This is a genomic window from Burkholderia sp. JP2-270 (assembly GCF_003233675.1).
In the GTDB taxonomy this organism is placed as follows: domain Bacteria; phylum Pseudomonadota; class Gammaproteobacteria; order Burkholderiales; family Burkholderiaceae; genus Burkholderia; species Burkholderia pyrrocinia_C.
Window position 1 is genome coordinate 364,770 of the sequence record NZ_CP029825.1, and the last position, 26,741, is coordinate 391,510.

The window sequence follows — 26,741 nt, forward strand, 5'->3', positions numbered from 1 at the left end:
GGCGATACAACACGGCGCGCCCTTTCGTGATTCGTTCCGCTTGTGTGAACGGAATCCGCGAACGGTAGGCTCGCGAACAATGCATCGCCGCACGGCCCGTATCATGGCCGCCATACGATGCGACGGAGCCGTGCCGGCATCACCGGAACGGGTCGCGAATCCTCGCAGCCGGGTCAGCGCCGACCGGCCGCGCATCCGCACGGCAGCACGCAACCCGCCGCCATGCGACACCCAACGGCGCCGACCGAGCGAATGTCAAACCTCAAGAAGAACTTCCTGCTGCTGCTGACGCTGCAGATTTCGATGTATGCGGTGCCACTGCTGATCGCGCCGCTGCTGACGCACGCGCTGGGCCCGGAAGGCTATGGCCAGCTCGCGTTCTCGCTCGCGGTCATCGCGTATCTCACCAATTGCACGAGCTACAGCTTCGACCTGACCGCGACGCCGCGCATCGCGCTCGCCCGCGACGACCGCGCCGAACGCTCGCGCATCTTCTGGGCGACGCTGTACGCGCAGATCGGGATCGCGGCCGTCTGCTTCGTCGTGCTGGTGGTACTGACGCTCGTGATCGGGCGCTTCGGCGAGGATCGCGACCTGCTGCTGATCGGGTTCGGCATGGTCGCCGGCGTGGCATTCACGCCCGGCTGGTATTTCCAGGGCATGGAGAAGCTGCGCGCGCTCAGCCTGATCCTGTTCGTCGGCCGCGTGCTGAGCCTTCCCGCGATGTTCGCCGTCGTGCACAGCCCGGCGGACATCGATCGCGCGATGATCGTCAACGCCGCCGTGCCGGTGCTGTCGGCGATCGCGCTGGCCGTCTACCTGTATCTCCATCGCGAAATCGACTTCGTGCGCGTCGGCGTTTCCGACATTGCCGAATCGCTGAAAGGCGGCTGGCAGGTGTTTCTCGCATCCACGTCGATCGCGTTCTATGCATCGACCAACACCGTGCTGCTCGGCTTCGTGTCGGGCAACGTCGCGGCCGGCTACTTCGCCGCCGGCGACAAGCTGATCCGCGCGGCGCTCAGCATGCTCCAGCCGCTGAAGGCCGCCACCTATCCACGCATCAGCTACCTGATGCGGCATGCGCGCAACGACGCGTTCTCGTTCCTGCGCAAGCTGTTCGTCGTGCAGGTCGTGATGGTGCTCGGCATCTCGCTCGTGATCTTCTTCGGTGCGCCGCTGGCGGTGCGCATCCTGTACGGCCCGTCGTACGAACCGACGGTTCACGTGCTGCGCTGGATGGCGTTCATCCCGTTCATGGCCGGCATGACCGACCTGTTCGGCGTGCAGACCATGCTGCCGCTCGGCATGAAAACTGCCTTCACGCGCATCCTGATGTCGTCCGGTATCCTGAATATCGTGCTTCTGCCGGTGCTCGCGAAGTATTTCGCCGAACTGGGCGCCGCCGCCGCCGTGCTGCTCGCGGAGGCCGCGGTTGCCGCCGCGCTCGCGGCCGTGGTCTATCGCGCCGGCATCCCGCTGCTCGGCAGCTCCGTTGCGCGCCGCTAGCGTGAGGCCGTACGACGGCACGGCACGGGCCGCCCGCGCCGGAAGACTCGAACCCGCTTCACCGGAGCTGCTCATGGCAGACCTGACCATTGCAATCTGCAACTACAACCACGGCGCCTATCTGCGTGCCGCGATCGACTCCGCGCTCGCCCAGACCGTGCACGGCATTCGCGTGCTGGTGATCGACGACGGATCGACCGACGATTCCCGCGACATCATCCGCTCGTACGGCGAGCGCATCGCGTCGGTCTTCCAGGAGAATCGCGGCCAGGTCGCCGCGTACAACCGCGCGCTCGAGCATATCGCGACCCGATACGTCATCCTGCTCGACGCGGACGACCTTCTCTATCCCGACGCCGCCGCCCGCGTGCTGGCCGCGTTCGCGGCCGGCGACTTCGTGAAGGTGCATTTCCGGCTCGACGTGATCACGCGCGACGGCGCCGCAACCGGCGTCACCGTCCCGCAGTCGGGCGTCGACACGGATTGCGGGCGCCTGCTGCGTGCGGGCTGGCTGTATCCGTCGCCGCCCGCGTCGGGCAACGCGTACCTGAGCGACGCGCTCCGTCGCATCTTCCCGGTGCCCGTCACGGCCGACAACCTGCACGGTGCCGATTTTTATGCGATCTACGGGATCGCGCTGCTCGGCGCCGTCCACATGATCGACGCGTCGCTCGGCGGTTATCGCGTTCACCAACCGGCCGCACACGCCGCCGGCGACGCGAACCGCGATACCGCCGATCTCGCGTTCGCCAATGCGGAGGACGCAGCCACGGGGGCGTCGAAGGCTGAACGCCGATGGTCGACGCTGCGCACGATTGCCCGCTCGCGGCTTCACGAAGCGCTGCCGCGCGAACCGTTCGATTTCTCGATCGAGAAGGCCCGCTTCGCGAGCACGCTGTACCGTGCGCCGCTCGCGCGCCGCTGGCGCTGGTTCCTGTCCGATTCGGGCCGTTACTGGCATACGGTGCTGCGCAATCCGTTCTGGCGTCCGTTCAAGAAACTGGCTGTCGCCGGGCTGTCGCTCGCGTGCCTGCTGCCATCGTCGACGCTCAGCGACCGTGCGATCCGCTACATCGCCAATCCTCTCGCACGCGCCCGCAAGCCGTCCGATCCGCGCACCGCACGCGATCCGGGATCCCGCGCCGCCGGATAACGACGGGCCCGCTCGATTCGATGCGCACGCAACGAGACGAATCTCCTTCATCTCCACGCTTCCCGGTGCAAACGCCTGTACGCAGGTACTTCTTACCCCGCCACACGGCCGCAATCGGGAACGATGACCGCCTTTTCGTCGCGTCGCGCGGCCGTCCCGAATAAAGATCGTACGTATCGGTAGAAACACCGATGCTGTAGTCGGACTACATTCATAACATTAGTCGCTGCTGAGAGTCGCTACATCCGATTCGGCAGCGTCGGACGGCCTGTGCGTCGCCGCCCGCGTTGACCGGTCGAGCCCAACCGGTCGTAACGATTCCCCGCCTGGCCTGGCATGCCGACGCGCAACCACCCTGCATCGCCAGCCGAATGCGTCCGGTGCGAATCCACCGGACGTGCGCAGCTCCAGACATCATCCGAACAACGAGCAATACGATCATGGAGAGCAACATGCGGGACAAACTCTGGCCGGCCGTCGTGCTGGCAGCGACCCTCTGCACTACCGCCTATGCGGGCAACGCCGAATTCAACTCGCAGGGCGACGCCACCGACGCGTTCGGGTCGGCTGCCGCGCAACGGCGCGCCGACCTGCTCGTGCGCAAGATGACGCTCGACGAAAAACTTCAGTTCATTCATTCGCAATACGAAATGTCGAAGGTGCCGGGCGGCGGCGCCGGCTACATCCAGGGCGTGCCGCGGCTCGGCATTCCCGATCTCAACATGGTCGACTCGGCGACCGGTTCCGGCAGCACGTCGCAGGCCAGCACGACGTTCCCCGCGACGATCGCCGTCGCCGCGAGCTGGGATCGCCGCCTGTCGTACGACTTCGGCAAGCAGGTCGCGATCCAGTTGCGCGCGCAAGGGTTCGGCATGGGTCTCGCCGGCGGCACCAATCTCGCGCGCGAACCGCGCGGCGGCCGCCTGTTCGAGTATCTCGGCGAGGATCCGCTGCTCGCCGGCGACCTGCTCGCCGAACGCACGCTCGCGACGCAGCGGCAGAAAGTCATCGCGACCATCAAGCACTACGCGGGCAACGAACAGGAGCACGGCCGGATGGGCGGCAACACGCAGATCGACGAACGCACGCTGCGCGAGCTGTACCTGCTGCCGTTCGAGATCGCCGCGAAGCGCGGGCGGCCCGGCAGCGTGATGTGCAGCTACAACCGCCTGAACGGCACGTATGCGTGCGAGAACAATCACCTGCTGAACGACGTGCTGAAGAACGAATGGGGCTTCCAGGGCCAGGTGCAGTCCGACTGGGGCGCGACGCACAGCACCGCCGCCGCGATCAACGCCGGGCTCGACGAGGAAGAGGACGTCGGGCCGAGCGTGTACCTGACGCCGGCGGCAGTCAAGCAGGCGATTGCGAACGGCTCGGTGTCGACCGCGCGCCTCGACGACATGGTGCGCCGCAAGCTCGCCGTGATGATCCGCGTCGGCGTGATGGACGATCCGGCCAAGGGCGGCGGCACGATCGATTTCGCGGCCGCGAACCGGTTCGCGCAGGCGGCGTCCGAGCAATCTATCGTATTGCTGAAGAATGACGGAAACCAGTTGCCGCTTGCCGCGTCCGCGCCGTCGCATATCGCCGTGATCGGCGGCCATGCCGATGCGGCCGTGCTGTCGGGCGGCGGTTCGGGCAACACGCGCGACCCGGTGACGGGTTCGTTCGCGGGCTGCGGCGGCCTGACGTTCGGGTCGTCGACGGGTTGCAGCTGGTGGCGCAATCCGTGGCTGAAGGTCGACGTGCCGATCGTCGCGGCGATCCGCGCGCTCGCGCCGGCCGCGCAGGTCACGTACGCGGGCAACAGCGACCAGCAGTCGCCATTCCGCGCGTACACGCAGCAGGAGATCGACCAGGCCGCCGCGCTCGCGGGCCGCTCGGACGTCGCGATCGTCGTGGTCGCGCAGCCGGCCGGCGAGGATTTCGGCGATCTGCAAAGCCTGAGCCTCGCGAACCCGTCGAACCAGGATGCGCTCGTCGAAGCCGTCGCGCGCGCGAATCCGCATACGATCGTCGTCGTCCAGAGCGGCAATCCGGTGCTGATGCCGTGGAAGGACCGGGTGTCCGCAATCGTCGAGGCGTGGTATCCGGGCGAAGCCGGCGGCAAGGCAATCGCGAACGTGCTGTTCGGCGCCGTCAATCCGTCCGGCAAGCTGCCCGTCACGTTCCCCGCCCGCGACCAGGATTCGCCGACGTGGGGGCAAAACGGCGCGTTCGACAACGATCCCGTCTACGCGGAGAAGCTGAACATGGGCTACCGCTGGTATGACGCGCGCAACATCAAGCCGATGTTCGAATTCGGCTACGGGCTGTCGTATACGCACTTCGCGTATTCGGGGCTGTCGGTGTCGCGGCAATGGGACGGCTCGCTGAGCGTCGCGTTCACCGTGCGCAACGACGGGCGCGTCGCCGGCGCGGAAACGCCGCAGGTCTATCTGGGCGTGCCGTACAAGGACGAACCGCCGAAGCGGCTGGTCGGCTGGGAGAAGATCCGGCTGAATCCGGGCGAGGCGCGGCATGTTCGCGTCACGGTGTCGCCGCGGATGCAGAGCGTGTGGGATACGTCGCGCAACGGCTGGCGCGTCGTGCCGGGCGGGACGGTGTATGTCGGTGCGTCGTCGCGCGATATCCGGCTGCAGGGTAACTGAGCGGCGATGTGAAGCAGCCGGAAGCGCCGCGCGTATCGCGTGCGGCGCTTCCGGTCATGCGACGGCGCGACGACTGCATCGCGTCTCGACTTGTTCACTTGTTCTTGGACGCCCCCGGGCTTGCCCGCCCGCTGACGATCTTTATCGGGCCATCAGCGCCAGCAACATCGTCAGCACGGCGATGGCAGCTATCCCTGCCGCCACGCCCGCCAGATGAGCCGCGACCGCGAGGCCGGCGGGCAACCGCATCGATGGCGCATCGCCCGCCCTGCCGAGCGATCGGCCGCGGGTCGCCGGCCGGGCCCGCGATCGCGACCCAACGCCGGCCATCACGCGCCGCTCCCTTCCAGCGTGTCGAGCAACGGTTTGGCCAGATGCAAGACCTGGTACACCGTGCCCGCACCGCCGTCGTCCGGTTCGTGTTCCGATACGAGGATCCGCGTCAGCCGCCAGCGCAGCGGATCGAGGCCGACCGCGGCCACGACGACACCCGGCTGCGCCGCCGCTTCGCGGTTGCGCGCGAGCTCCCGTGCGAGCGTCGCGTCGAGATCGGCATCCGCCGGAATATCGAGCGCCTCCAGACGAGCGAAACGCCCCGTCGACGCGCTGCCCTTGCGCGCGTCGAGCGCGACCTGCACGTCGATCGGCGCGCGCCCGAAGCTGTCCGTCACGACCCGATAGCGGCCGTCCGTCACGAACCCGGCGAACGCGCGGTCATTGCGCCACAGATAAAGCGACGCGTAGCCGTTTTCTGTCGCGCCGTAGCAGCCGGCCTCGCGCAGCAGGAATCCCTTGAACACCAGTTCCGGTGTGTCGTCCCAAAGCCTGCCGCGTTCGCGGACGCGATTGCGGATGATGTCGAGGTCGTAGTCCGCCGGCAGGCGGTGCACGTAGTACGCAGTCAGCATGCGTCGACTCCTGACGAAAGAAACGGGGGAATTCCGGACGGCTTGGGGAACAGAATAGAAGGCCTTGAATCATTTGAAAATACGATGGCAGAATATTTCAATGATTCAATTTCGAAATGAATAAGTGCGATGAAAACGCTCGACATCGAAGCTGTGCAGGCGTTCGTGCTGACCGCCGACCTCAAGAGCTTCACGCGGGCCGCCGAGGCGATGGACACGACGCAGTCCGCGGTGAGCCTGAAGATCAAGCGCCTCGAGGAGGGTCTCGGCCGCCGCCTGCTGGAACGCACGCCGCGGCAGGTCCGCCTGTCGGCCGACGGCACCGCGTTCCTGGAACCGGCGCGCGAACTGGTGGCCGCGCACCAGGGTGCGGTCGACGCGTTCGGCACCGGCCAGCGGCGGCTCGTGATCGGCGTCAGCCACCATGTCGTCGGAGCCGATCTTCCGATGCTGCTTCGGCGCATCAGCGAGGCCGAGCCGGGGCTCGTGCTGGAGATCCGCGTCGCCGCTTCGCGCGACGTGCTCGATGCGTTCGACCGCGGTCAGCTCGACGCGGCCGTCGCACTGCAGCTCGGCAGCCGGCGGCTGGACGGCGAAACCATCCTGTCGGAGTCGTTCGGCTGGATGGCAGCGGCCGATTTCGAGTACCATCCGCCGCAACCACTGCGGCTCGCGACGCAGGCCGAGCCCTGCAGCGTGCGCCGCATGGCGGTCGGTGCGCTGGACGAAGCCGGTATCGCATGGACGGAAGTCTTTGTCGGCGGCGGCGTCGCGACGATCGGCGCGGCGGTATCCGCGGGGCTGGCCGTCGCGGCGCTCGGGCATCGCGTGGCGCCCGCCGGTACGGTCGACGTGGGCGCGCGATACGGACTGCCGCCATTGCCGGCGCGCGATGTCGTGCTCTACTCGGGCCTGACCGATGCGCGGGCCCGGCAGGCGCTGCGCACGCTGGGTGCGGCGCTGCGGTCGTCGGTCGGGATGCGGTGACGTCGAACGCGGCATCGACGGATCGGCATGTGCGCCGGCTGCCGAACAAAAAAGCGTTCGCCGGACGTTTCTCCGCCCTCCCGCCTCGCACGCGGTATGCTTCGACACGCGCAGCGCATCGGCCGCGGCCGATCCAGACAACATCCGGAATACGGGCGAGCGATCGCATCGATCGCGCTTGCCCATGACGATCAACGTGACTTACACCCTATCCGCTTCCCGCACGACCGAACTCGAGATCCGCAAGAGCCGCTTCATCGCGTACGCGATTCCCGTCGACGACCGCGACGCCGCGATGCAGGTGCTGCAGCGCCTGCGCGACGAGCATCCGACCGCCACCCACGTTTGCTGGGCACTACTGGCGGGCGGCCAGTCGGGCATGTCGGATGACGGCGAGCCGTCGGGCACCGCGGGCCGGCCGATTCTCGAAGTGCTTCGCCATCACGATCTCGACGGCGTGCTCGGCGCGGTCGTGCGCTACTACGGCGGCGTGAAGCTCGGCGCGGGCGGGCTGGTGCGCGCGTACACGGATGCGATCGCGTCGGCGCTGCTCGATGCCGAGCGCGTCGAACGCATCCGCCAGACGCGGCTCGCGATCGAGATCGGCTATCCCGAGGAGGCACGCGTGCGCCGCTGGATCGAACAGGCCGGGTATGAACTGGTGGACAGCGCGTACGGGATGACGGTGAAGCTCGTGATCAAGCTGCCGGAGACCGCCGAGGCCGATGCGAGAACCGAGCTGTTCGATCTGACCCAGGGGCGGTCGGGGTTTCCGGAGCTGTAACGAACTGATGCGCCCCTCCCGCTTCGCCATCACGGCCTCATGCAAATTCAGCCGAGAATTCAGATACGTCCGATAGAAAAACGGCGCGCCGAATCTTAATCTCACCGGGTTCCCGGCGACACACTCCGCAAATGCCTTGCCGTCGGGCCGGGGCACGCTGCATGAGATGCGCCTCCGGCCAAGGCAGCACGCCATGGCCGGGCGTGCTGCCATGCAGCTCATCACGCGTCGCCAATAATCAAATCAGCCACGGGATAACGGACGCATGCAGCAAATCCAAAAACTGCAAGCCCAACTTGCAGAACTCGATCAGCGCATCAAGGCGGCCCGGCGCCGCGAACGCAATGTGGTGCTGGAGCAGGTGCGCGAACTCGTCACGAGCTACGCGCTGACCGCACGTGAAATCTTCGGTCACGGTTACAGCGACCGTGCGAAGCTGTTCACCGTCGGCGTGAAATATCGCGACCCCGTGACGGGCGCAACGTGGAGCGGGCGCGGCCGCGCACCCGCATGGATTGCCGGGCGCGACCGGGCCGCCTTCCTGATCCGGGAGTAACACGCGCCGCCTTGCGCGGCCGGTTCCTCGTCGCGGCCCAAACCCGTCCAGCCGCTCAGTAAATATCCGGCACGATCATGTTGTCCGGCACCGGCCGGCGGATGTAATCCTCGTGATGCTCGCGCTGCGGCAGATCGATCGTCGGGCGCGGCACGTCGTGATACGGCACCTGGCCCAGCAGATGGTGGATGCAGTTCAGCCGCGCGCGCTTCTTGTCGACCGCCTGCACGACCCACCACGGCGCCTCGGGAATATGCGTGCGCTGCAGCATCTCTTCCTTCGCGGCCGTATAGGCTTCCCAGCGGCGACGGCTTTCAAGGTCCATCGGGCTCAGCTTCCACTGCTTCAGCGGATCCTGGATCCGGGCCTGGAAGCGCACCTCCTGCTCGTGATCCGTAATCGAGAACCAGTACTTGACGATCTGGATCCCGCTGCGCACGAGCATCTTCTCGAACTCGGGCACCGAACGGAAAAACTCCTCGTACTCGTCATCGGTACAGAAATTCATCACGCGCTCGACACCCGCCCGGTTGTACCAGCTGCGGTCGAACAGCACGATCTCGCCGCCGGCCGGCAGATGCGCGACGTAGCGCTGGAAGTACCATTGCGTGCGCTCGCGGTTGTTCGGCGCGGGCAACGCGGCGACCCGGCACACGCGCGGGTTCAGGCGCTGCGTGATGCGCTTGATCACGCCGCCCTTGCCCGCCGCATCGCGCCCCTCGAAAATGACGATGAGCCGGTGCCCGGTGGTCATGACCCAGTCCTGCAGCTTCACGAGTTCGCCCTGCAGCCGGAACAGCTCGCGGAAATACTCCTTGCGCGCCTCGCGACGCTCCAGCGAGAACAGCAGGTCCTCGCCGTTGTCGAAGCGGCGGTCGTCGAGTTCCATCTCGAGCTCTTCGTCGTAAGCATCGACGAGGTCTTCCTCGAAGCGGCGCTGACGCGTCTCGATCGATTCCATATCGGTGAGGTTGTCGGTCTCGGCGCGGGTATCGTTGTCGCCCATGGGGCCTCCTTCCATCATTGACGCAGCCAAACCCGGCCATTATCTCAGTGTCGCGCGTCAAATTGATGAAAAACGCCTGGCCAGCACCGGGTTCGCCGAAATGTCGAACGTATTCGATGCGCGCGTCCGGTTCGGCTGGCTGATGTCGAGCGCAATTTTCGTACGCAGCGGAATGCAGCCAACCATCCCGGCGATACAGAACCGGCGCGTGATCTGGTAGCTCGCGCCGATGGCGAACACCGGCTCCCGCACGCTCTTCACATTTGCCGACACGTTGGTCCGCCCCGACGGCGGCAGGTCGCCGCGCGTCAGTCGGGCGGCGGCAGCACGACCGTATCCTCCGGCCCGAGCACGCGCCCGTCTTGCGAACGAAGCTCCAGTTTCCTGACCGGCAGCCCGGTCTTCCTGTCGACGAGCAGCACATGCGCCTCGTCCGGTTCGAAGAAGAAATCCTCGCCCCACTGCCGCAGCGCGACGAGCAGCGGAAACAGCCCGCGCCCCTTCTCGGTCAGCACGTATTCGTGATGCGCGCCGCCGTCGGCCGCCGGCACGATGTCCATGATCCCGTGCGCAACGAGGTTGCGCAGGCGCGCTGCCAGGATGTTCTTCGCGAGGCCGAGGTTCTTCTGGAACTCGCCGAAGCGGCGCAGCCCGTCGAACGCGTCACGAACGATCAGCAGCGACCACCAGTCGCCGATCGCGTCCAGCGGGCGGGCAACGCCGCATGGGGAATCCTCGTGCGTGGTTCGTCTGTTCATCGATGCGGGGGCGATGCCGTGCCCGGGATACGGGCAGGACAGCGGTCGTTTCCACTGAAAATAATAGTTTCAATATAAAACTAACTTCGCAATAGATCAATCATCCTGGCGCGACTGTTCTCGATGGACGAACGGAACCGGAGCTGCAGCGCGGATTGGTGATCCATTCTTGCTGTTCGGTCAATATTTCCCGGAATTTTCCTTCCTTTCGCTTCAAGGCGCGCCACGACTCCACCATTCAGCGGCTGAACGGATCATTCTTTCAGTTGCAACTTGAAACCACATATCCTACGCTCCTAAACGGTTTCAACTTGAAACCAAATTACTCGACTACCGAAGGAGCGCTCGATGATCCGGTCCGATGCCACGTTCGATGGCACCTTTCCATTCGCCCCGCATTTCGACGACGCATCCGGCTTCCGGATGCACTACGTCGATGAGGGCCCGCGCGACGGCGAAACCGTCCTGTGCCTGCATGGCGAGCCCACCTGGGGTTATCTGTTCCGCCATCTGATTGCGGCGCTGAGTCCGATGCACCGCGTCATCGTGCCCGATCACATGGGATTCGGAAAAAGCGCGACGCCGCAGGACCGCAGCTACTGGCTGCAGGATCATGTCGACAACCTGGAGCGTTTCGTCCTCGCGCTTGACCTCGATCGCATAACGCTCGTGATGCACGACTTCGGCGGCCCGGTCGGCATGGGGTTCGCCGCGCGTCATCCGGACCGTATCCGGCGCATCGTGTCGGCGAACGGACCGACGCCGTTCGGCCAGCCCGATCTCGTCGAGCGCCTGACTGCGAACGGCCGCGATGCGCCGTGGTTCCAGTGGATCACGCGCGCGGCGGCGGACGACACGCTCGAAACGGTACTCGGGCAGCTCGGCTTCAATATCCTGAGCACGCTGAAGCTCAACGGTTTCGAGAATCACGCGGTCATCGACGACACCTGGCTCGCCGCATACGGTGCGCCGTTCGCGCAACCCGCCGATTGTCTCGGCGCGATCGGATGGGCACGCGGGTTTGCAACCGGCGCGCACCGGTTCGAGGAACCCGATGCGGCGGCGATGCACGCGATACGCGCAAAGCCCGCGCTCGCGATCTGGGGAGACGCCGATCGAACGCTCGGCGCCGAACACTTCCTGCCGCTCTTTACCGCACTGTTTCCATCCGCGCCTGTCGAGCGGCTGGCGGGCGTCGGGCACTACTGTTTCGAGGACGCGCCCGACGAGATCGCGGCGCGGATCGCCGGATTCATCCGGACCACCGGCTGAATGCGTTGCGCGGCCGAAATCGGGCACCCGGCCGCGCAACGGCATGCGCGCCCGCTGTCGCGAACGCGCACGCATCGCGTCATGTCAATGGATGATCCGCGTCACCCCGCGCCCGCGCGGGTCGGCCATCGCCTCCGGCGTCTTGCCGTCGATCTTGATCACCTGGATGTCGCCGCTGAAATCCTGCCCCTTCAGCGTGTAGCCACGCGCCTCGATCTGCTTCGCGAGTTCGCCTTCGATCGGGTGGTACGGCTCCCAGAAGATCGTGTTCGGCGGCAGCAGCTGGTGATGGAAGCGCATCGCGCCGACGGCTTCCTTCAACGGCATCCTGAAGTCGTAGATGTTGTTGATCACCTGGAAGATCGACGTGAAGATACGCGAGCCGCCCGGCGTGCCGATCACGAGCGACACCTTGCCGTTCCTGGTCATGATCGTCGGCGACATCGACGACAGCGGCCGCTTCTTCGGTTCGATCGCGTTCGCGTCGCTGCCGACCACGCCGAACATGTTCGCGACGCCCGGCTTCGCGGAGAAGTCGTCCATCTCGTCGTTCAGCACGATGCCCGTGCCGTCGGCGATCACGCCCGAGCCGAAATAGCCGTTGATCGTGTACGTGTTAGACACAGCGTTGCCCCACTTGTCGACGACCGAGAAGTGCGTCGTTTCGGCCTTCTCCGGCATCGTCGTACCGAGGCCCGGCTGCACGCTCTTCGTGTCCGACGGCTCCTTCGGGTTGACCTCGCCCGCACGCTTCGCGATGTACGCGTCGTCGGTCAGCTGCGCGATCGGCACCTTGTAGAAGTCCGGGTCGCCGAGATACTGCGCGCGATCGGCGAACACGCGCTTCTCGATTTCCGCGACGAGGTGGATGTACTGCGGCGAGTTGAGCTTCACGCCCTCGAAATCCTGCTTGCGGTCGGCCTTCATCTTCAGCAACTGCACGAGGCCGATGCCGCCCGAGCTCGGGGGCGGCGCGGTGATCACGTCATAGCCGTTCCACTTCGCCTGCACCGGCTGGCGCCACACCGCGCGGTATTGCGCGAGATCCTCGGTGGTGATCAGCCCGTTGCCGTCGCCGGTCTTCATCGAAGCTGCGATCAACTCGGCCGTCTTGCCCTTGTAGAAACCTTCCGCGCCGTCGTTCGAGATTCGCGTCAGCACGTCGGCGAGATCGGGCTGCTTGAAGTTCGCGCCGGCTTTCAGCCCGGAGAAGTACTTGTCGAAGTTGGTCTTGCCGCCGAACTCCTTCGACGCGTCGACGCCGCGCTGCGCGAGCTGCTCGTCGACGACGAAGCCGTCGCGCGCATAGTGGATCGCCGGCGCGAGCACCTGCTTCCACTTCAGCTTGCCGAAACGCTTCTGCGCTTCCCACATGCCCGCGACCGTGCCCGGCACGCCGACCGCACGCGGGCCGTACAAGCTCATGCCCTTGACGACGTTGCCGTCCTTGTCGAGGTACATGTCCTTCGTCGCGGCGAGCGGCGCGCGCTCGCGGTAGTCGATGAAGTACGGCTTGCCGTCCTTGTAGATCGTCATGAAGCCGCCGCCGCCGATGTTGCCGGCTTCGGGGTACGTGACGGCGAGCGTGAATGCGATCGCGACGGCCGCGTCGATCGCGTTGCCGCCTTCCTTGAAGATCCGCTCCGCGGCATCCGCGCTGTACTTGTCGGCCACCGCGACCGCCGAGCTCGTCAGGACCGCCGGCTGCGGCCCTTTCGCATAGGCGGGCGCGTTCGGCAGGAAACCGATGCCGGCCACCGTCGCGAGCACGACCGCGGATGATTTGAAGCGATTCAGCGTAGTCATTGCATGTCCCCCATGTGGATCTCGTTCAGGCAGGAAAAGCACCTGTCCGTTTATGGCCGCTGGCGCGCCGACGGCCATATGCCGGTTTCGTAGTATAGGGGGACAAAAAGGGTCGAACACGCGGCGCGGCACGAAAGCCCGTCGACTGCGTACGCCCGGTCACGCAGCGGCGCGCCAGCATGCATACGAACCGGTCGAAATTGCATGCGGTACGCGTCATCACGTAACGCATAAAAACGGAAAGTTGCGAACTGCGCTGCATGCAACACATGCACACAAAAAAATCTGCGGACGAGCCGCCCGTTTACCGGACCGATCTGAGAAGATAGCGCCCCGCTTTCGCGCCGAATCATTTTCTTTCGCTCACGCGCCGCTTCACGTTTCTTCGTCTCGCTCCCTATGGCATCACACAATGCGCATCATGCGTCCGGCTTCGCGGCCGGCGTCGCCGCCGCCGTCCTCGTCGCGCAGACCGGCACAACGGGTCCGTGGCACGCGGGCATGCTCGCCGCGTTCGCTATGGGCGTCGCGGGCGGCACCGCACCCGACTGGCTCGAAGTCGCATGGTGGACCCGCAAGCGCCGGCTGTGGATCACGCACCGCACCGTCACGCACTGGGGCATCGGCTGGATCGCGCTGCTCGCGCTCGGGTGGCACGGGCTCACCCATCATCCGCATCCGCTGTGGGCCGCGCCGCTGTTCGGCTTCGCGTGCGGCGGCGTGATGCACCTGCTCGCCGACTGGCCGAACCCGCTCGGCGTGCCGTGGATCTGGCGGCGCCATTCGCTCAACCTGTGGAACAGCGGACACTGCGACCTGATCGTGGTGGCCGCCGCATGGGGCGGCACGCTGTGGCTCGCACAATCGCTGTGGACGCGCGCGCCGCTGCTCGAACACTGGCTCGGCTGGCTGCATCGTGTGTAGTCGCTTGCAGTGTCGTGGTGTCGCTTCGGCGCAATATCGGCGTGCCGGCGCGCACGCAACTTTACGTCCGTTGAAAGTGCGGGGCGAGCCCCCATCTCGATCTGAATCGTCGACACGCAAGCCCGAACGGCACGCGATGCCCGGCACGCTCGCGCGACGTCTGGCACACTGGCGATTCGATTCGCGCGCGATCCGTCCGCGCGCTCGCACCCTATTTCAACGCTCCGATGGACGTCACCGCTACCCGCCCTGCCGCCAGTGCGCTCGACGTGTTCCACCCGGCCGTCGCCGCGTGGTTCCGGCGCACGTTCGCCGAACCGACCGGCGTGCAGGCGCTCGCGTGGCCGCACATCAAGGCCGGCCGCTCGACGCTCGTCGCCGCGCCGACCGGCTCCGGCAAGACGCTCACCGCGTTCCTGTGCGCGCTCGACGATCTGGTGCGCGATGCGCTGTCGCACGACGGCACGCTTCCCGATGCGACGCTCGTCGTCTACGTGTCGCCGCTGAAGGCGCTGTCGAACGACATCCACGTGAACCTTGACGCGCCGCTCGCCGGCATCGCCGAATCGCTCGCTCAACTCGGCCTGCCGGTGCCGGCGATCCGCACCGCCGTGCGCACCGGCGACACGACGCAGGCCGAACGCGCCGCGCTGCGCAAGCGCGCGCCGCACGTCCTCGTCACGACGCCCGAGTCGCTGTACGTACTGCTGTCGTCCACATCTGGGCGGCAGATGCTGTCGAACGTGCGCTCGGTCATCGTCGACGAAATCCACGCGCTCGCATCGTCCAAGCGCGGCAGCCATCTCGCGCTGTCGCTCGAACGTCTCGACGCGCTGGCCGGCCATGCGCTACCGCGCATCGGGCTGTCGGCGACGCAAAAGCCGATCGACGCGGTCGCGCGATTCCTGGTCGGCGGCCCGGCCGATGCGCCGCGCAACTGCACGATCGTCGACACGGGCCACACGCGCGAGCGCGACCTCGCGCTCGAACTGCCGAACGTGCCGCTCGAACCCGTGATGGCGACCGACGTGTGGGAACAGATATACGACCGGATCGCGGGGCTCGCGGCCGCGCATCGCACGACGCTGGTGTTCGTCAACACGCGGCGCACCGCCGAGCGCATGGCGCGCCATCTCGCCGACCGGCTCGGCAAGGAAGCGATCGCCGCGCATCACGGCAGTCTCGCGAAGGAGCACCGCTTCGACGCCGAGCAGCGCCTGAAGCGCGGCGAACTGAAGCTGCTCGTCGCAACCGCATCGCTCGAACTCGGCATCGACATCGGCGATGTCGATCTCGTCTGCCAGGTCGGCTCGCCACGCGGGATCGCGCCGTTCCTGCAGCGCGTCGGCCGCTCGGGGCACCACGTCGGCGGCGTGCCGAAGGGCCGGCTGTTCCCGCTGTCGCGCGACGAACTCGTCGAATGCGCGGCGCTGCTCGATTGCGTGCAACGCGGCGAACTCGACGCATTGCGGATTCCCGAAGCGCCGCTCGACGTGCTCGCGCAGCAGATCGTCGCCGAAGTCGCGTGTACGGAATGGCAGGAGGACGCGCTGTATGCGAGCTTCACGCGCGCGGCGCCCTACGCGCGGCTGACGCGCGAGCGCTTCGACGAAGTGATGAAGATGCTCGCCGAAGGCTTCACGAGCCGCCGCGGCGTACGCGGCGCATACCTGCATCGCGACGTGGTCGGCGGCACGGTGCGCGGGCGCCGCAACGCGATGATGACCGCGACCACCTCGGGCGGCACGATCCCCGACATGGCCGACTACGCGGTGCTGCTCGAACCGCAGGGCATCCAGGTCGGCACCGTCAACGAGGATTTCGCGATCGAGAGCCTGGCAGGCGACGTGTTCCAGCTGGGCAACCAGTCGTACCGGATCATTCGCGTGGAAACGGGCCGCGTGCGCGTCGAGCATGCGCAGGGCCAGTCGCCGAACATTCCGTTCTGGCTCGGCGAGGCGCCGGGGCGCAGCGACGAGCTGTCGGCTGCGGTCGGCCGGCTGCGTGCACGGCTCGACGGGCTGTTCGCCGACGGCGACCGGCAAGCGGACGCCGGCGAACGCAAACGCGCGGGTGGTAAAGCCGCGAGCACCGCGAAAGCCAACGCGGAAACCGGAACAGGCACCGCGATCGCCCCTGCCGAAAGCCGCCTCGCGCCGGCGTTGCGCTGGCTCGTCGACGATCTTCGCCTATCGCCCGACGCCGCGCGCCAGATCGCCGACTACCTCGCCCGCACGCGCGCCGCGCTCGGCGCGCTGCCGACGCAGGACACGCTCGTGATGGAGCGTTTCTTCGACGAATCGGGCGGCACGCAGCTCGTGATCCATTCACCGTTCGGCAGCCGCATCAACCGCGCGTGGGGGCTCGCGCTGCGCAAGCGCTTCTGTCGCAGTTTCAACTTCGAGCTGCAGGCCGCCGCGACCGACGACGCGATCATCCTGTCGCTGTCGCTCGCGCACAGCTTCGCGCTCGACGAAGTGTGGCGCTACCTGCGTTCGGCCAGCGCCGAGCACGTGCTGGTCCAGGCGCTGCTCGACGCGCCGATGTTCGGCGTGCGCTGGCGCTGGAACGCGACGACCGCGCTCGCGCTGCCGCGCTTCACGGGCGGCCGGCGCACCGCGCCGCAACTGCAGCGGATGAAGAGCGAGGATCTGCTCGCGACCGTGTTCCCGGATCAGGTCGCGTGCCTAGAGAACATCGTCGGCGAACGCGAGATACCGCATCACCCGCTCGTCGACCAGACGCTCGACGATTGCCTGCACGACGCGATGGACACCGACGGCTGGCTCGCGCTGCTGCGCCGGATCGAAAGCGGCGCGATCGAACTCGTCGCGCGCGACCTGCCCGCGCCGTCGCCGCTCGCGGCCGAAATCCTGAACGCGAAACCCTACGCGTTCCTCGACGATGCGCCGCTCGAGGAGCGCCGCACGCAGGCCGTGCAGTCGCGCCGCTGGAGCGATCCCGAATCGGCCGACGATCTCGGCGCGCTCGACGCCGATGCGATCGATGCGGTGCGCGACGAAGCATGGCCGCTCGTGCGCGACGCCGACGAAATGCACGATGCGCTGCTCACGCTCGCGTGCGTCGCCGACAGCGAAGCACAGGCACACGAAGGCTGGCCCGACCGGCTCGCGGAACTCGCGGAGCGCCGCCGCGCAACCAAACTCGTCGCGCCGGGCGGCGCCGCGCTGTGGGTGCCGGTCGAACGGCTCGTATGCATGCGCACGCTGCATCCCGACGCGCGCGTGACGCCGGCGCTCAAGGTGCCGGCCGCCTGCGCGCAGCCGTGGGAAGCCGATGCCGCACTCGTCGACGTGGTCCGCGCGCGGCTTACCGGCTTCGGGCCGCTTGCGCTCGACGCGATCGCGACACCGCTCGGCCTGCCGCCGGCGTCGATCGCGACGGCGCTCGCGGCGCTGGAGCGCGAAGGCTATGTGATGCGCGGCCGGTTCACGCCGGGCGCGACGACGGACGAATGGTGCGAACGCCACCTGCTCGCGCGCATTCATCGCTATACGGTGAAGCGGCTGCGCCGCGAGATCGAGCCGGTCGAGCGCGCCGACTTCATGCGCTTCCTGTTCCATTGGCAACACCTGACGCCGGACACGCGCGGCACGGGCCGCGACGCGCTCGCGGCCGTCGTCGAACAACTCGAAGGCTACGAAGCCGCGGCAAGCGCGTGGGAAGACGCGCTGCTGCCCGCACGGCTCACCGACTACATGGCGGGTGGCCTCGACGAGCTGTGCCGCTCGGGCAAGCTCGTGTGGACACGCATCGGCGCGCCGGCGCGCACGGCCGGCACACCCGTGAAGACGACGCCGATCGTGCTGCTGCCGCGCCGCCACCTCGCCGCATGGCAGGCACTGCGCGACCCCGACGCGCAACCGGCACTGTCCGCACGGGCCACGCAAGTGCGCGACGCGCTCGCCGCGCACGGCGCGATGTTCTTCGATGCACTGCTCGACGACCTGCACATGCTGCCCGTCGAACTCGAACAGGCCCTCGGCGAACTGGTATCGGCCGGCCTCGTGAATGCGGACAGCTACGCGGGCCTGCGCGCGCTGCTGAAGCCGGCCGTCAAGCGCAGCGCGACCTATGCGCCTCGCACGCGGCGCGGCGGCGCGCTGATCGGCGGGATGGACGACGCGGGCCGCTGGGCGCTCGTGCAGCGTCACGCGTCACAGGACGATGTGCCGACGCCGAAACGCGGCCCGGCTGCGACCGATCCCGACGCGCTCGAACACATCGCGTGGACGCTGCTGCGCCGCTACGGCGTCGTGTTCTGGCGGCTGCTCGAACGCGAGGCCGACTGGCTGCCGAGCTGGCGCGAACTCGTACGCGTGCTGCAGCGCCTCGAAGCGCGCGGCGAAATTCGCGGCGGACGTTTCGTCGCCGGGCTCGCGGGCGAGCAGTTCGCCCTACCCGAGGCGATTCCGATTCTGCGCGAACTGCGGCGGCAACCCGGCGACGGGCAGTACATATGCGTGACCGGCGCCGACCCGTTGAATCTCGCCGGCACGCTGCTGCCCGGCGACAAGGTGCCGGCACTGGCCGGCAATCGCGTGCTGTTCCGCGACGGCGTGCCCGTCGCATCGCTCGTATCGGGTGCGTTCCACTACGCGCCCGAACTGTCACCCGCCGCGCGCGAGGATGCGCGCCTGCGGCTCGCGCGCCACTGCTGACATCGGCTGACAGACGGCGCGGTACAGACTACTGATCGCAGGGCCGCGCTGCCGCCGTCGTTCGGGTAGCATCGAGCGATTGACCGCGCGGGCTACCGCGCCCACATACAACAAGACTTCCGGAGACTGCCGCTCATGCCCGCGCATGCCGACTCGCCCGCCGATCATCACGCGGGCTCGCTGACCATTTTCCAGGGTGCCGCGCTGTATATCGGCGCGGTGCTCGGCACCGGCGTGATCGCGTTGCCTGCGCTGGCCGCCGAGGTCGCCGGCCCGGCGTCGCTGCTCGCGTGGGCCGCGCTCGTCGTGCTGTCCGGGCCGCTCGCGGCCACCTTCGCCGCGCTCGGCGCACGCTATCCCGACGCGGGCGGCGTGTCGACTTACGCACGGCGCGCATTCGGGCCGAAGGCGGCGGCGATCGTCGGCTGGTGCTTCTACTTTGCAGTGCCGGCCGGCGCGCCGGCCGCCGCGATGTTCGGCGGCGCGTACGTTGCGGCCGTCACGGGCGGCGGCCACACGACGGTCATCGTCACGGCTGCCGCACTGATCGCCACCGTGTCGGCCGCGAATGCATTCGGCGTCACCGTATCGGGCCGCATGCAGCTCGTGTTGTCGGCGCTGCTCGTCGCGCTGCTGCTCGCCGCGGTGCTGGCGTCCGCGCCGCATGCGCGTACCGCGAACCTGCAGCCGTTCGCGCCGCACGGCTGGCTCGCGGTCGGCCAGGCTGCCGCGCTGCTCGTGTGGAGCTTCGCCGGCTGGGAAGCGATCACGCATCTCGCGGCCGAATTCCGCCGGCCCGCGCACGACATGCCGCGCTCGGCCGGCATCGCGGTCGTGGTCGTCGGGTTCCTGTATCTGTCGGTCGCCGCCGCAAGCGTGACGGTGCTCGGGCCCTCTGCAGGCGCATCGGGCGCACCGCTCGCCGAACTGATCGCGGGCGGCATCGGCGGCCACGCTCAGGTGCTCGCGGCCGCGGCCGCGCTGCTGCTCACGCTCGGCACGATGAATGCGTATTTCGCGGGCGCGGCCAAGCTCGGCGCGGCGCTCGGGCGCGACGGCGCATTGCCCGCGTGGCTCGCGCAAGGCAGCCAGGTCGGCGGCGTCCCGCGCCGCAGCCTCGGCGTGATCGCCGTGCTCGCGGCCGTCGCGCTGGTCGCGACGACGATCTCGGACGTCGGGCCGAAACCGCTCGTGCTCGTGACGTCCGGGTGTTTCGTGATGGTGTACGGGCTCGGAGCGGCCGCTGCGCTGAAGTTGCTGCCGCGCGGCAGCATCGCTTACCGCTGCGCATGGATTTCGCTGGTGGCAGTTGCCGGGCTGTTCCTGACGACGGGCTGGTATCTCCTGTGCCCGCTGCTGCTCGCGGGCGGCGCGCTGCTTTATCTGCAGGTGACCGGGCCACGCAAATGACCCGGCATATGCGACCCGGCGAATACGCATGGCTTGAAGCCCGTCCGCATGCGGCGACGCACCGGTGAATCGCAGGCCGAATCACCGGCCAATTCTCCGCGCGCATCACGCGGACGGCCGCCGCCAACCGACCGCGCGCCGTTTCGTCACGCCGGTCAGGCCGGCACCAGCTCGAAGCTGAGCCGTTTGCCGAGTGCGGCGGCCGCGCTCGCGAGCGTCGCCAGCGTGAGGCTCGTGTCGGTTTCGTCGAGCAGCCGGTTGAGCGCGGCACGGCTGGTTTTCATCCGCGCGGCCATCGCGGTTTTCGTAATGTGCTGCGCCTTCATTTCCTGCCCGATCTGCCACGCGATCACGCGTTTGATCGCGGTGGCGGTGGCCACTTCGAGATTGCCGTCCTCTTCGAGGAAGGTATCGAAGTCGCTGCCGATATGCGGGTTGTTCGTGGTCGTCATGTCGTACTCCAGTGCATGGCGTTGCGGCTGCCCGACCGTCGGAGACGGTGCGTTCCGGCGCAACCGGGAATTCAAATGGCGTGCGTCAGCGCCTTCAGGCGCGCGACGGTGACGTCGAGATCGTCCGACGGCGTGGCCCGCGACTGCTTGAAGAAGCCGTGCAGCAGGACCATCGCGTCGCCGACGACCGTGAACAGCACGCGGGCGCTCCGCCCCGGCAGCATCACGCGGATCTCCCATAGATCCTTCGACATCTTCCGGACCAGCGGCATGCCGAGCGGCCAGCCCAATTGAACGGTCTTGATCTCTTCGCCGATCGCCCTTCGCTCCACCTGCCCGAGTGCCTTGAGCCATTCGCGCACCGGCTCGTTGCCTCGGACCGTGCGAAAGAACCGCACACCGAGCGTGACCTGAATCTGCTGTCTCGCCATCGTCTTGTCACCGAGCGTACCAAAAACGATACGATATGCCAAGCACCACGAGGACGGCTACTGGCCGGATGGCAGATCCGGAAGCGAGGAAAGGGATTGCCGGGCTTGCCGCGCGGCCCGAAGGATCAGCGATCCGCGCGACCCGGCTTGCGCGCGGCGCGCGGCGTCCGGTGCGGGCGCTTGTCGCCGAACCGCGACCGCGCGATGTCGCGCACGGCATCGATCAGCGTCCGTGCGACCGGCGACGGCTGCGCATCGGTGCGCAGGATGAGCCCGACCGGCTCGTCGGTACCCGCGGACGGCAGCGGCAGGCGCGCCAGCGCACCGGCCGACAGATCGTATTCGGCCGCATAGAGCGGCACGAACCAGACCGCGTCGTTCTCGAGCGCCAGCGCACGCGCGACCGATACCGACAGCACCTCGATGAACGAATCCAGCGGCGGCGCACCGCATGCGCCGAGCAGTTGCTCGGCCGACTGCCGGATCAGCGTGCCGTACGGCGGCAGCACGACCGGATAGCGCGCGAGTTCGGTAGCCGGCGCCGCGCTCGACAGCAGCGGGTGCCCGGCGCGCACGACCGCGACGAGCGGCTCGTTGTACAACTGCTCGAACGCGAGCCCGATCATCCGCTCCGGTTCCGACAGTCGCCCGATCGCGCATTCGATCGCACCGGACTTCAGTCGCTCGAGCAGATCTGCGTTCGCGGCCGTCGCGATCCGCACGACGATGCGCGGCCAGCGCTCCGCCAGCGCCTTCATCACCGCGGGCGCGAGCGATGCCGCGACGGTCGGCAGCATGCCGATTTCCAGCGTCGCGGCGGCGGCCCCGCCCTCGCGTGCAAGCAGCCCGACGCCCTGCCGCAGCGCCAGCACGCATGCGTTTGCGTGCGGCATGAACAGCTGCGCTTCGCGGGTCGGCTGCGCGCCCTGCCGGCCGCGCTCGAACAGCTTCACGCCGAGGATCGCCTCCAGTTCGGCGATCGTCTTCGACACGGCCGGCTGCGTGATCGACAGGCTTTCGGCCGCCTTCTGCACGCCGCCCAACTGCGCGACCGCGAGAAAGCACTGCAGGTGCCGAAACTTGACGCGGCCGTCGGCAATACGGTTATTCATAACGAGTGGTTATGCGAATGACAGTGAAATACCATTTTGCATAACTTTCCGGATAAGCCCAAGCAGTCGGTGAAACGTCACGAGCCACGCCGCAGCGCGTGGAAACCGGTCGGCTCCCAGATCCGCTTCGCGATCAGCAAGCCCGTCCCGTGCTTCTGCCCGAGCGGCGCGGACGACGATTCTGCATGCAGCGCGGCCGCCTTGCTGCGCAACCGGCGCAACTCCAGTTCGAGTTCCGCGGCGGCCGCCTCCGTCAGCATCCCTTGCGAGAACGTCATCGTCTCGCCCGCGCCGTCGAAACGGCTGTCGAGAAAATCGCCGAGCGCGTGCGCATGGAAATAACGGCGGATCGGCCCGCCCGGCAGCCAGTCGAAATCGCGCGCGACGCGCACGCGAATCCGGTCGCCCGGCAGCAGCGCGACGACGTTCATCCGGTCGAGCATCAACAGGTATTTCACGCACTCCGCCTTCGTCACGCGATAGGCCGACACGATGTCCTGCACGGTCCAGTAGTTGATCGCGCAGACGGCGACGAGCAGCAGTTTCTCGTCCGACACGAGCAGCGCCTCCTGCTGCTCGGTCAGCACGTGCAGCCTCGGCGCCGACGCCGATGCCTCCTGCACGAGCTCGGCCAGCGTATAGCCGAGCAACTGCGCGATCTCCGCGACGCGCTCCAGCGTGAAGCGGCCGCTCGCGAACAGCCGCTTCACGCTCGTCTCGGACACGTCGAGCGCACGCGCGACGTCGTGATAGGTCATTCCCTGCGCCTTCAACTGGCGCTTCAGCGTTTCGATAAGTTGGGCGGTTTCGGTCATTTTGGTATCGAAAAACGATGCTCCAGGTCGGATATTAGGCTACCTGCGCATGCAGACAAACACTTTTGGATACTTGTCTGCATAATCCGCTCCGTCCTGTCACTCAACGACGGAGCCGAAATGGCCACCCGAACCGAAACCGCCGCTTACGAACCGCAACACACCGCACCGCGCGATGCACGCGACACGGATCGCACGATGCCGCTCGCCACCGTCCGCACGCTGGCCGCCGGCGCGCATGTCGGCGATCTCGTGTTCATTCGCGTGCCGGCCGGTTCGCCGCGCGACGCGGCAGGCACGACAGGCGCATGGGCCAATCGCTTCGGCATCGTCGTCGATACGTCGGGCGACGAACCCGTGATCGCCGAGCCGGCGTTTGCGTGGACGAAGCTCACGCCGCTGTCGCGCTTCGTCGCCCATGCCGACGGCGGACGCATCGCGCTGGCGCGCCGCGTCGCGGCACCGACCGCCGACGAGCAGCGCCGGTTGCATGCAACGGCCGAACAGCGGATCGACGCATTGCTCGGCAACCGCTTCAACCTGCGGGTGCGGCGCGCGTTCTGCGCGCAGTACGTGAGCGACGTGATCGGTGCCGAGCAGGCGGCGACGCCGGCCGCGCTGCTGCGCAGCGGCACGCTGTCGCTCGAATTCGACGGGATCGTGTTCGATCCCGGCCGCAAATAACGACGGGCAGGCTCGGGGAGGCCGGATAACAAGAACAAGAACAAAAGACAAAAAATAGCGACGGGCTGGCTGGAGGGCCGTGCACGGGGTCGTCACCGACGACGCGAAGCCCGATCGCTTTCATCCGCCGGACAGGCATCCTGTCCGGCGGATTTTTCGTGGGTGCCGCGAACATAACGAACGGTTATGCGTCTCGCGAAAAAAGGTCATTTTGCATAACTTTCCGGATTGGCTAAAGTCCTGCCATCCACTTCGCGAAATACCTATCAGGAGACGCCCGATGGATTCCCCCACGATCCTCACGCCGCGCGACTGGCCGTCGCATCCGGCCTATGTCCACCCCGAATACCGCTCGTCGGTGAAGCGCGGCCCGACCCGCCCGCTGATCCCGCTGAAAGACAAGCTGCGCGACCAGTACGCGCCCGTCTACGGCGCCGAAGATCTCGGCGCACTCGATCACGACCTGACGAAGAACGCCGTGAAGAACGGCGAGCCGCTCGGCGAGCGCATGGTCGTCACGGGCCGCGTGCTCGACGAAGGCGGCAAGCCCGTGCGCAACACGCTCGTCGAGGTGTGGCAGGCGAACGCGGCCGGCCGCTACGTGCACAAGGTCGACCAGCACGACGCGCCGCTCGACCCGAACTTCCTCGGCGCGGGCCGCTGCCTGACCGACGACGAAGGCCGCTACCGCTTCCTGACGATCAAGCCCGGCGCGTATCCGTGGGGCAACCATCCGAACGCGTGGCGCCCGAATCACATCCACTTCTCGCTGTTCGGCGATTACTTCGGCTCGCGTCTCGTCACGCAGATGTACTTCCCCGGCGACCCGCTGCTCGCGTACGACCCGATCTTCCAGGGCACGCCCGAGGCCGCGCGCGATCGCCTGATCTCGCGCTTCTCGATGGACATCACCGAAGAAGGCTATGCGCTCGGCTACGAATTCGACATCGTGCTGCGCGGCCGCGACGCTACCCCGATGGAGCGCTGAACCATGACGACGCTGAAGCAAACCCCTTCGCAGACGGTCGGCCCGTACTTCGCATACGGCCTGTGCCCGCAGCAATACGACTACGACCTGAAAAGCCTGTTCACGCCGACGATCGCCGCGACGCACGCCGAAGGCGAGCACGTGCTGCTGGTCGGCCAGGTGTTCGACGGCGACGGCATCGTCGTCAGCGACGCGGTGCTCGAATTCACGCAGGTGGACGGCGCGGGCCGCTACCCGGCGTCGCGCGACGACATCGCGAAATCCGGCTTCACCGGTTTCGCGCGGGTCGGCACGGGCACCGATGCGCAGCACCGCTTCGTCGTCGAGACGGTGAAGCCGGGCCGCATCGCCGCCGACGAAGCGCCGCACGTCAACGTGACCGTGATGATGCGCGGGATCCTCTCCCATGCGTTCACGCGCGTGTACTTCGACGACGAAGCCGCGGCGAATGCGGCCGACCCCGTGCTGAACGCGGTGCCGGCCGAACGCCGCGCGACGCTCGTCGCGAAACGCGACGCGCAGCCGGGCCGCCCGATCGTCTACCGCTTCGACATCCGCATGCAGGGGCCGGACGAGACGGTGTTCTTCGACGTCTGACGCACGCGCCGGCGCAGGCCGGTCCGGATGCAGACGCACCGCCGCGTGGCGCGATACCGACAGGGATCGCGCCACGCGGCGTTTTTCGTGTTTCGACGCAATCTTTCGATGCTGCGCCGCATGGCACCGGGCCGCGGTTGCCGATGTCCATTGCTCGGGCCTTCTGCCCCCGCATCGAACGCACGATTGAAACGCATGCTGCGACAGCACATGAATCGTCGGGCCGGCAGGATATCGTTTGCGTGTTATGCGGCGTATTCTTTGTTATCCACAACGAGCCAGCAGGATTAAATCCAAAAACGAAATAATCCCGCAAGCAATGCGCGACACTGCCCTGCTGGCTGTGCGCGCTTTTTTCTGACCGGGTGCCTTTAAACGCGTCTGACCGAATCGGGCAGGCGCGTATTTTTTTGCGGCTGCGACCGGCGCACGGACGTGGCGCGCGTCGGTCGCCGCTTCCTTCCGCCTAGCGCCGAATCTCCAGATACCGGCTTGGCGTGTCGCCCAGAATGCGGCGAAACGCCGACGTGAACGCACTCGCGCTCGCATACCCGAGATCGAGCGCGACGCGCGTCACCGGCTGCCCGGCGCTCAGGCGGGAAATCGCCGCGAGCATGCACACCTGTTGGCGCCATGCGGCGAAACTCACGCCCGTCTGCGCGCGGAACTGCCGCGTGAACGTGCGCCGGCTCACGCCCGCGTCGGCGGCCACGCGGTCGAGATCGGCCGCGATCGACGGCGACGCGAACAGGTGCCGGCACACCTTCGCGAGCCGCGCGTCGGCCGGCAGCGGCGCATGCAGCGACAGGCGCGGCATCGTCGCGATTTCCGCGACCAGCAGCGCCATCAGCTTGCCAGCACGGCCGTCGACGTCGTACATGGCCGGCAGGTCGATCGCATCGTCGATCAGTTGCCGCAGCAGCGCGGATACGCCATACACGCCGCACTGCCCGGGCAGGCCCGCTTCCTGCGCGGCGTCGCCGGACACGAACGTGTTGAGCATCGTGACCGGCCCCGTCATCGTCATTTCGTGCCGCACGCCGGCCGGCACCCAGCACGCGCGCTGCGGCGGCACCAGCCAGCGGCCGTGCGGCGTCGACACGCTGATCGTGCCGCGCGACGCGAACGCGAATTGCCCGCGCCCGTGCGCGTGTTCCGGAAACGTCGTGCCCGCCGCATAGTCGTTGGCGGTCACGACCACGCTCCGGGGAATGTGTTCGTAGGGATCTAGCAGCGTATTTCTCACGGCCCGA

General features: G+C 67.4%; 23 protein-coding genes. 13 read left to right on the plus strand and 10 right to left on the minus strand.

From position 1 onward, the window contains the following. Nucleotides 1-252: 252 nt before the first annotated feature. The 3 genes from DM992_RS19290 (at nt 253) to DM992_RS19300 (ending at nt 5,316) form a co-directional block, all read left to right on the plus strand. Nucleotides 253-1,509, plus strand: coding sequence for an oligosaccharide flippase family protein (locus DM992_RS19290; protein ID WP_111018212.1), 1,257 nt, complete (start codon nt 253-255; stop codon nt 1,507-1,509). A gap of 73 nt (nt 1,510-1,582) precedes the next feature. Beyond that, nucleotides 1,583-2,662, plus strand: a complete 1,080-nt coding sequence (locus DM992_RS19295) for a glycosyltransferase family A protein (protein ID WP_111018213.1) — start codon at nt 1,583-1,585, stop codon at nt 2,660-2,662. A gap of 452 nt (nt 2,663-3,114) precedes the next feature. Further along, entirely contained in the window at nt 3,115-5,316 is a 2,202-nt protein-coding gene (locus tag DM992_RS19300) for a glycoside hydrolase family 3 C-terminal domain-containing protein (protein WP_111020297.1), read from the plus strand. Between the two features lie 329 nt (nt 5,317-5,645). Here DM992_RS19300 and DM992_RS19305 read toward each other — a convergent pair whose 3' ends face one another. Further along, nucleotides 5,646-6,224, minus strand: coding sequence for a DUF4865 family protein (locus DM992_RS19305; RefSeq protein ID WP_111018214.1), 579 nt, complete (start codon nt 6,222-6,224; stop codon nt 5,646-5,648). Nucleotides 6,225-6,353: 129 nt separating this feature from the next. On the opposite strand from DM992_RS19305, the gene DM992_RS19310 reads away from it, so the two are divergent. From DM992_RS19310 to DM992_RS19320, 3 genes are all read left to right on the plus strand, one after another. Next, the gene (locus DM992_RS19310; RefSeq protein ID WP_111018215.1) at nt 6,354-7,211 is read left to right on the plus strand and encodes a LysR family transcriptional regulator; all 858 of its coding nucleotides are present in this window, start codon (nt 6,354-6,356) and stop codon (nt 7,209-7,211) included. 196 nt (nt 7,212-7,407) lie between these two features. Then, nucleotides 7,408-7,995, plus strand: coding sequence for a YigZ family protein (locus DM992_RS19315; RefSeq protein WP_111020298.1), 588 nt, complete (start codon nt 7,408-7,410; stop codon nt 7,993-7,995). Nucleotides 7,996-8,260: 265 nt separating this feature from the next. Further along, entirely contained in the window at nt 8,261-8,551 is a 291-nt protein-coding gene (locus DM992_RS19320) for an H-NS histone family protein (protein WP_111018216.1), read from the plus strand. A 55-nt stretch (nt 8,552-8,606) separates the two neighbouring features. Here the strand turns inward: DM992_RS19320 and ppk2 are convergent, their stop codons facing one another. From ppk2 to DM992_RS19335, 3 genes are read right to left on the minus strand one after another with little or no spacing between them, the layout of a single operon-like run. Beyond that, complete coding sequence (gene ppk2, locus DM992_RS19325) at nt 8,607-9,557, minus strand: polyphosphate kinase 2 (protein WP_111018217.1); 951 nt, start codon at nt 9,555-9,557, stop codon at nt 8,607-8,609. A 57-nt stretch (nt 9,558-9,614) separates the two neighbouring features. Further along, a complete protein-coding gene (locus DM992_RS19330) occupies nt 9,615-9,830 on the minus strand; it encodes a hypothetical protein (RefSeq protein ID WP_239511413.1) in 216 nt (71 codons plus the stop codon). Nucleotides 9,831-9,865: 35 nt separating this feature from the next. After that, nucleotides 9,866-10,315 (minus strand): helix-turn-helix domain-containing protein, encoded by a 450-nt coding sequence (locus DM992_RS19335; RefSeq protein WP_089453165.1) that lies wholly within the window; start codon nt 10,313-10,315, stop codon nt 9,866-9,868. Between the two features lie 348 nt (nt 10,316-10,663). On the opposite strand from DM992_RS19335, the gene DM992_RS19340 reads away from it, so the two are divergent. Beyond that, on the plus strand, nt 10,664-11,587 hold the full coding sequence (locus tag DM992_RS19340) for an alpha/beta fold hydrolase (protein WP_111018218.1): 924 nt from the start codon (nt 10,664-10,666) through the stop codon (nt 11,585-11,587). Between the two features lie 84 nt (nt 11,588-11,671). Here the strand turns inward: DM992_RS19340 and ggt are convergent, their stop codons facing one another. Next, entirely contained in the window at nt 11,672-13,393 is a 1,722-nt protein-coding gene (gene ggt / locus DM992_RS19345) for a gamma-glutamyltransferase (protein WP_111018219.1), read from the minus strand. Nucleotides 13,394-13,792: 399 nt separating this feature from the next. Here ggt and DM992_RS19350 point away from each other — a divergent pair, with 399 nt between their 5' ends. The 3 genes from DM992_RS19350 (at nt 13,793) to DM992_RS19360 (ending at nt 20,409) form a co-directional block, all read left to right on the plus strand. Continuing rightward, nucleotides 13,793-14,317, plus strand: coding sequence for a metal-dependent hydrolase (locus tag DM992_RS19350; RefSeq protein WP_072436609.1), 525 nt, complete (start codon nt 13,793-13,795; stop codon nt 14,315-14,317). Between the two features lie 227 nt (nt 14,318-14,544). Beyond that, a complete protein-coding gene (locus DM992_RS19355) occupies nt 14,545-18,999 on the plus strand; it encodes a DEAD/DEAH box helicase (protein ID WP_111018220.1) in 4,455 nt (1,484 codons plus the stop codon). Nucleotides 19,000-19,134: 135 nt separating this feature from the next. After that, nucleotides 19,135-20,409, plus strand: a complete 1,275-nt coding sequence (locus DM992_RS19360; RefSeq protein WP_111018221.1) for an amino acid permease — start codon at nt 19,135-19,137, stop codon at nt 20,407-20,409. Between the two features lie 155 nt (nt 20,410-20,564). On the opposite strand, the gene DM992_RS19365 is transcribed toward DM992_RS19360, so the two are convergent. From DM992_RS19365 to DM992_RS19380, 4 genes are all read right to left on the minus strand, one after another. After that, nucleotides 20,565-20,861 (minus strand): XRE family transcriptional regulator, encoded by a 297-nt coding sequence (locus DM992_RS19365; RefSeq protein ID WP_111020299.1) that lies wholly within the window; start codon nt 20,859-20,861, stop codon nt 20,565-20,567. Nucleotides 20,862-20,932: 71 nt separating this feature from the next. Beyond that, nucleotides 20,933-21,292: a type II toxin-antitoxin system RelE/ParE family toxin gene (locus DM992_RS19370; RefSeq protein ID WP_111018222.1), complete on the minus strand. Its 360-nt coding sequence runs from the start codon at nt 21,290-21,292 to the stop codon at nt 20,933-20,935. Between the two features lie 125 nt (nt 21,293-21,417). Then, complete coding sequence (gene pcaQ, locus DM992_RS19375) at nt 21,418-22,404, minus strand: pca operon transcription factor PcaQ (protein WP_111018223.1); 987 nt, start codon at nt 22,402-22,404, stop codon at nt 21,418-21,420. A gap of 77 nt (nt 22,405-22,481) precedes the next feature. Next, complete coding sequence (locus tag DM992_RS19380; protein ID WP_111018224.1) at nt 22,482-23,219, minus strand: helix-turn-helix transcriptional regulator; 738 nt, start codon at nt 23,217-23,219, stop codon at nt 22,482-22,484. 120 nt (nt 23,220-23,339) lie between these two features. On the opposite strand from DM992_RS19380, the gene DM992_RS19385 reads away from it, so the two are divergent. The 3 genes from DM992_RS19385 (at nt 23,340) to pcaG (ending at nt 25,488) form a co-directional block, all read left to right on the plus strand. Next, on the plus strand, nt 23,340-23,903 hold the full coding sequence (locus DM992_RS19385) for a YiiX/YebB-like N1pC/P60 family cysteine hydrolase (RefSeq protein ID WP_111018225.1): 564 nt from the start codon (nt 23,340-23,342) through the stop codon (nt 23,901-23,903). A 280-nt stretch (nt 23,904-24,183) separates the two neighbouring features. Beyond that, nucleotides 24,184-24,891 (plus strand): protocatechuate 3,4-dioxygenase subunit beta, encoded by a 708-nt coding sequence (gene pcaH, locus DM992_RS19390; protein WP_034179751.1) that lies wholly within the window; start codon nt 24,184-24,186, stop codon nt 24,889-24,891. Between the two features lie 3 nt (nt 24,892-24,894). Then, entirely contained in the window at nt 24,895-25,488 is a 594-nt protein-coding gene (gene pcaG, locus DM992_RS19395) for a protocatechuate 3,4-dioxygenase subunit alpha (RefSeq protein ID WP_111018226.1), read from the plus strand. A 466-nt stretch (nt 25,489-25,954) separates the two neighbouring features. On the opposite strand, the gene DM992_RS19400 is transcribed toward pcaG, so the two are convergent. After that, nucleotides 25,955-26,734 (minus strand): helix-turn-helix transcriptional regulator, encoded by a 780-nt coding sequence (locus DM992_RS19400; RefSeq protein WP_111018227.1) that lies wholly within the window; start codon nt 26,732-26,734, stop codon nt 25,955-25,957. Between the last annotated feature and the right edge of the window lie 7 nt (nt 26,735-26,741).

Coding starts and splice junctions, on each gene's coding strand:
- DM992_RS19380 (WP_111018224.1), bottom strand. CDS start 23,219: ATGACCGAAACCGCCCAACTTATCGAAACGCTGAAGCGCCAGTTGAAG.
- DM992_RS19300 (WP_111020297.1), top strand. CDS start 3,115: ATGCGGGACAAACTCTGGCCGGCCGTCGTGCTGGCAGCGACCCTCTGC.
- pcaG (WP_111018226.1), top strand. CDS start 24,895: ATGACGACGCTGAAGCAAACCCCTTCGCAGACGGTCGGCCCGTACTTC.
- DM992_RS19290 (WP_111018212.1), top strand. CDS start 253: ATGTCAAACCTCAAGAAGAACTTCCTGCTGCTGCTGACGCTGCAGATT.
- ggt (WP_111018219.1), bottom strand. CDS start 13,393: ATGACTACGCTGAATCGCTTCAAATCATCCGCGGTCGTGCTCGCGACG.
- DM992_RS19360 (WP_111018221.1), top strand. CDS start 19,135: ATGCCCGCGCATGCCGACTCGCCCGCCGATCATCACGCGGGCTCGCTG.
- DM992_RS19310 (WP_111018215.1), top strand. CDS start 6,354: ATGAAAACGCTCGACATCGAAGCTGTGCAGGCGTTCGTGCTGACCGCC.
- DM992_RS19370 (WP_111018222.1), bottom strand. CDS start 21,292: ATGGCGAGACAGCAGATTCAGGTCACGCTCGGTGTGCGGTTCTTTCGC.
- DM992_RS19355 (WP_111018220.1), top strand. CDS start 14,545: ATGGACGTCACCGCTACCCGCCCTGCCGCCAGTGCGCTCGACGTGTTC.
- pcaQ (WP_111018223.1), bottom strand. CDS start 22,404: ATGAATAACCGTATTGCCGACGGCCGCGTCAAGTTTCGGCACCTGCAG.
- DM992_RS19385 (WP_111018225.1), top strand. CDS start 23,340: ATGGCCACCCGAACCGAAACCGCCGCTTACGAACCGCAACACACCGCA.
- DM992_RS19295 (WP_111018213.1), top strand. CDS start 1,583: ATGGCAGACCTGACCATTGCAATCTGCAACTACAACCACGGCGCCTAT.
- DM992_RS19335 (WP_089453165.1), bottom strand. CDS start 10,315: ATGAACAGACGAACCACGCACGAGGATTCCCCATGCGGCGTTGCCCGC.
- ppk2 (WP_111018217.1), bottom strand. CDS start 9,557: ATGGGCGACAACGATACCCGCGCCGAGACCGACAACCTCACCGATATG.
- DM992_RS19350 (WP_072436609.1), top strand. CDS start 13,793: ATGGCATCACACAATGCGCATCATGCGTCCGGCTTCGCGGCCGGCGTC.
- DM992_RS19365 (WP_111020299.1), bottom strand. CDS start 20,861: ATGACGACCACGAACAACCCGCATATCGGCAGCGACTTCGATACCTTC.
- DM992_RS19340 (WP_111018218.1), top strand. CDS start 10,664: ATGATCCGGTCCGATGCCACGTTCGATGGCACCTTTCCATTCGCCCCG.
- DM992_RS19305 (WP_111018214.1), bottom strand. CDS start 6,224: ATGCTGACTGCGTACTACGTGCACCGCCTGCCGGCGGACTACGACCTC.
- DM992_RS19320 (WP_111018216.1), top strand. CDS start 8,261: ATGCAGCAAATCCAAAAACTGCAAGCCCAACTTGCAGAACTCGATCAG.
- pcaH (WP_034179751.1), top strand. CDS start 24,184: ATGGATTCCCCCACGATCCTCACGCCGCGCGACTGGCCGTCGCATCCG.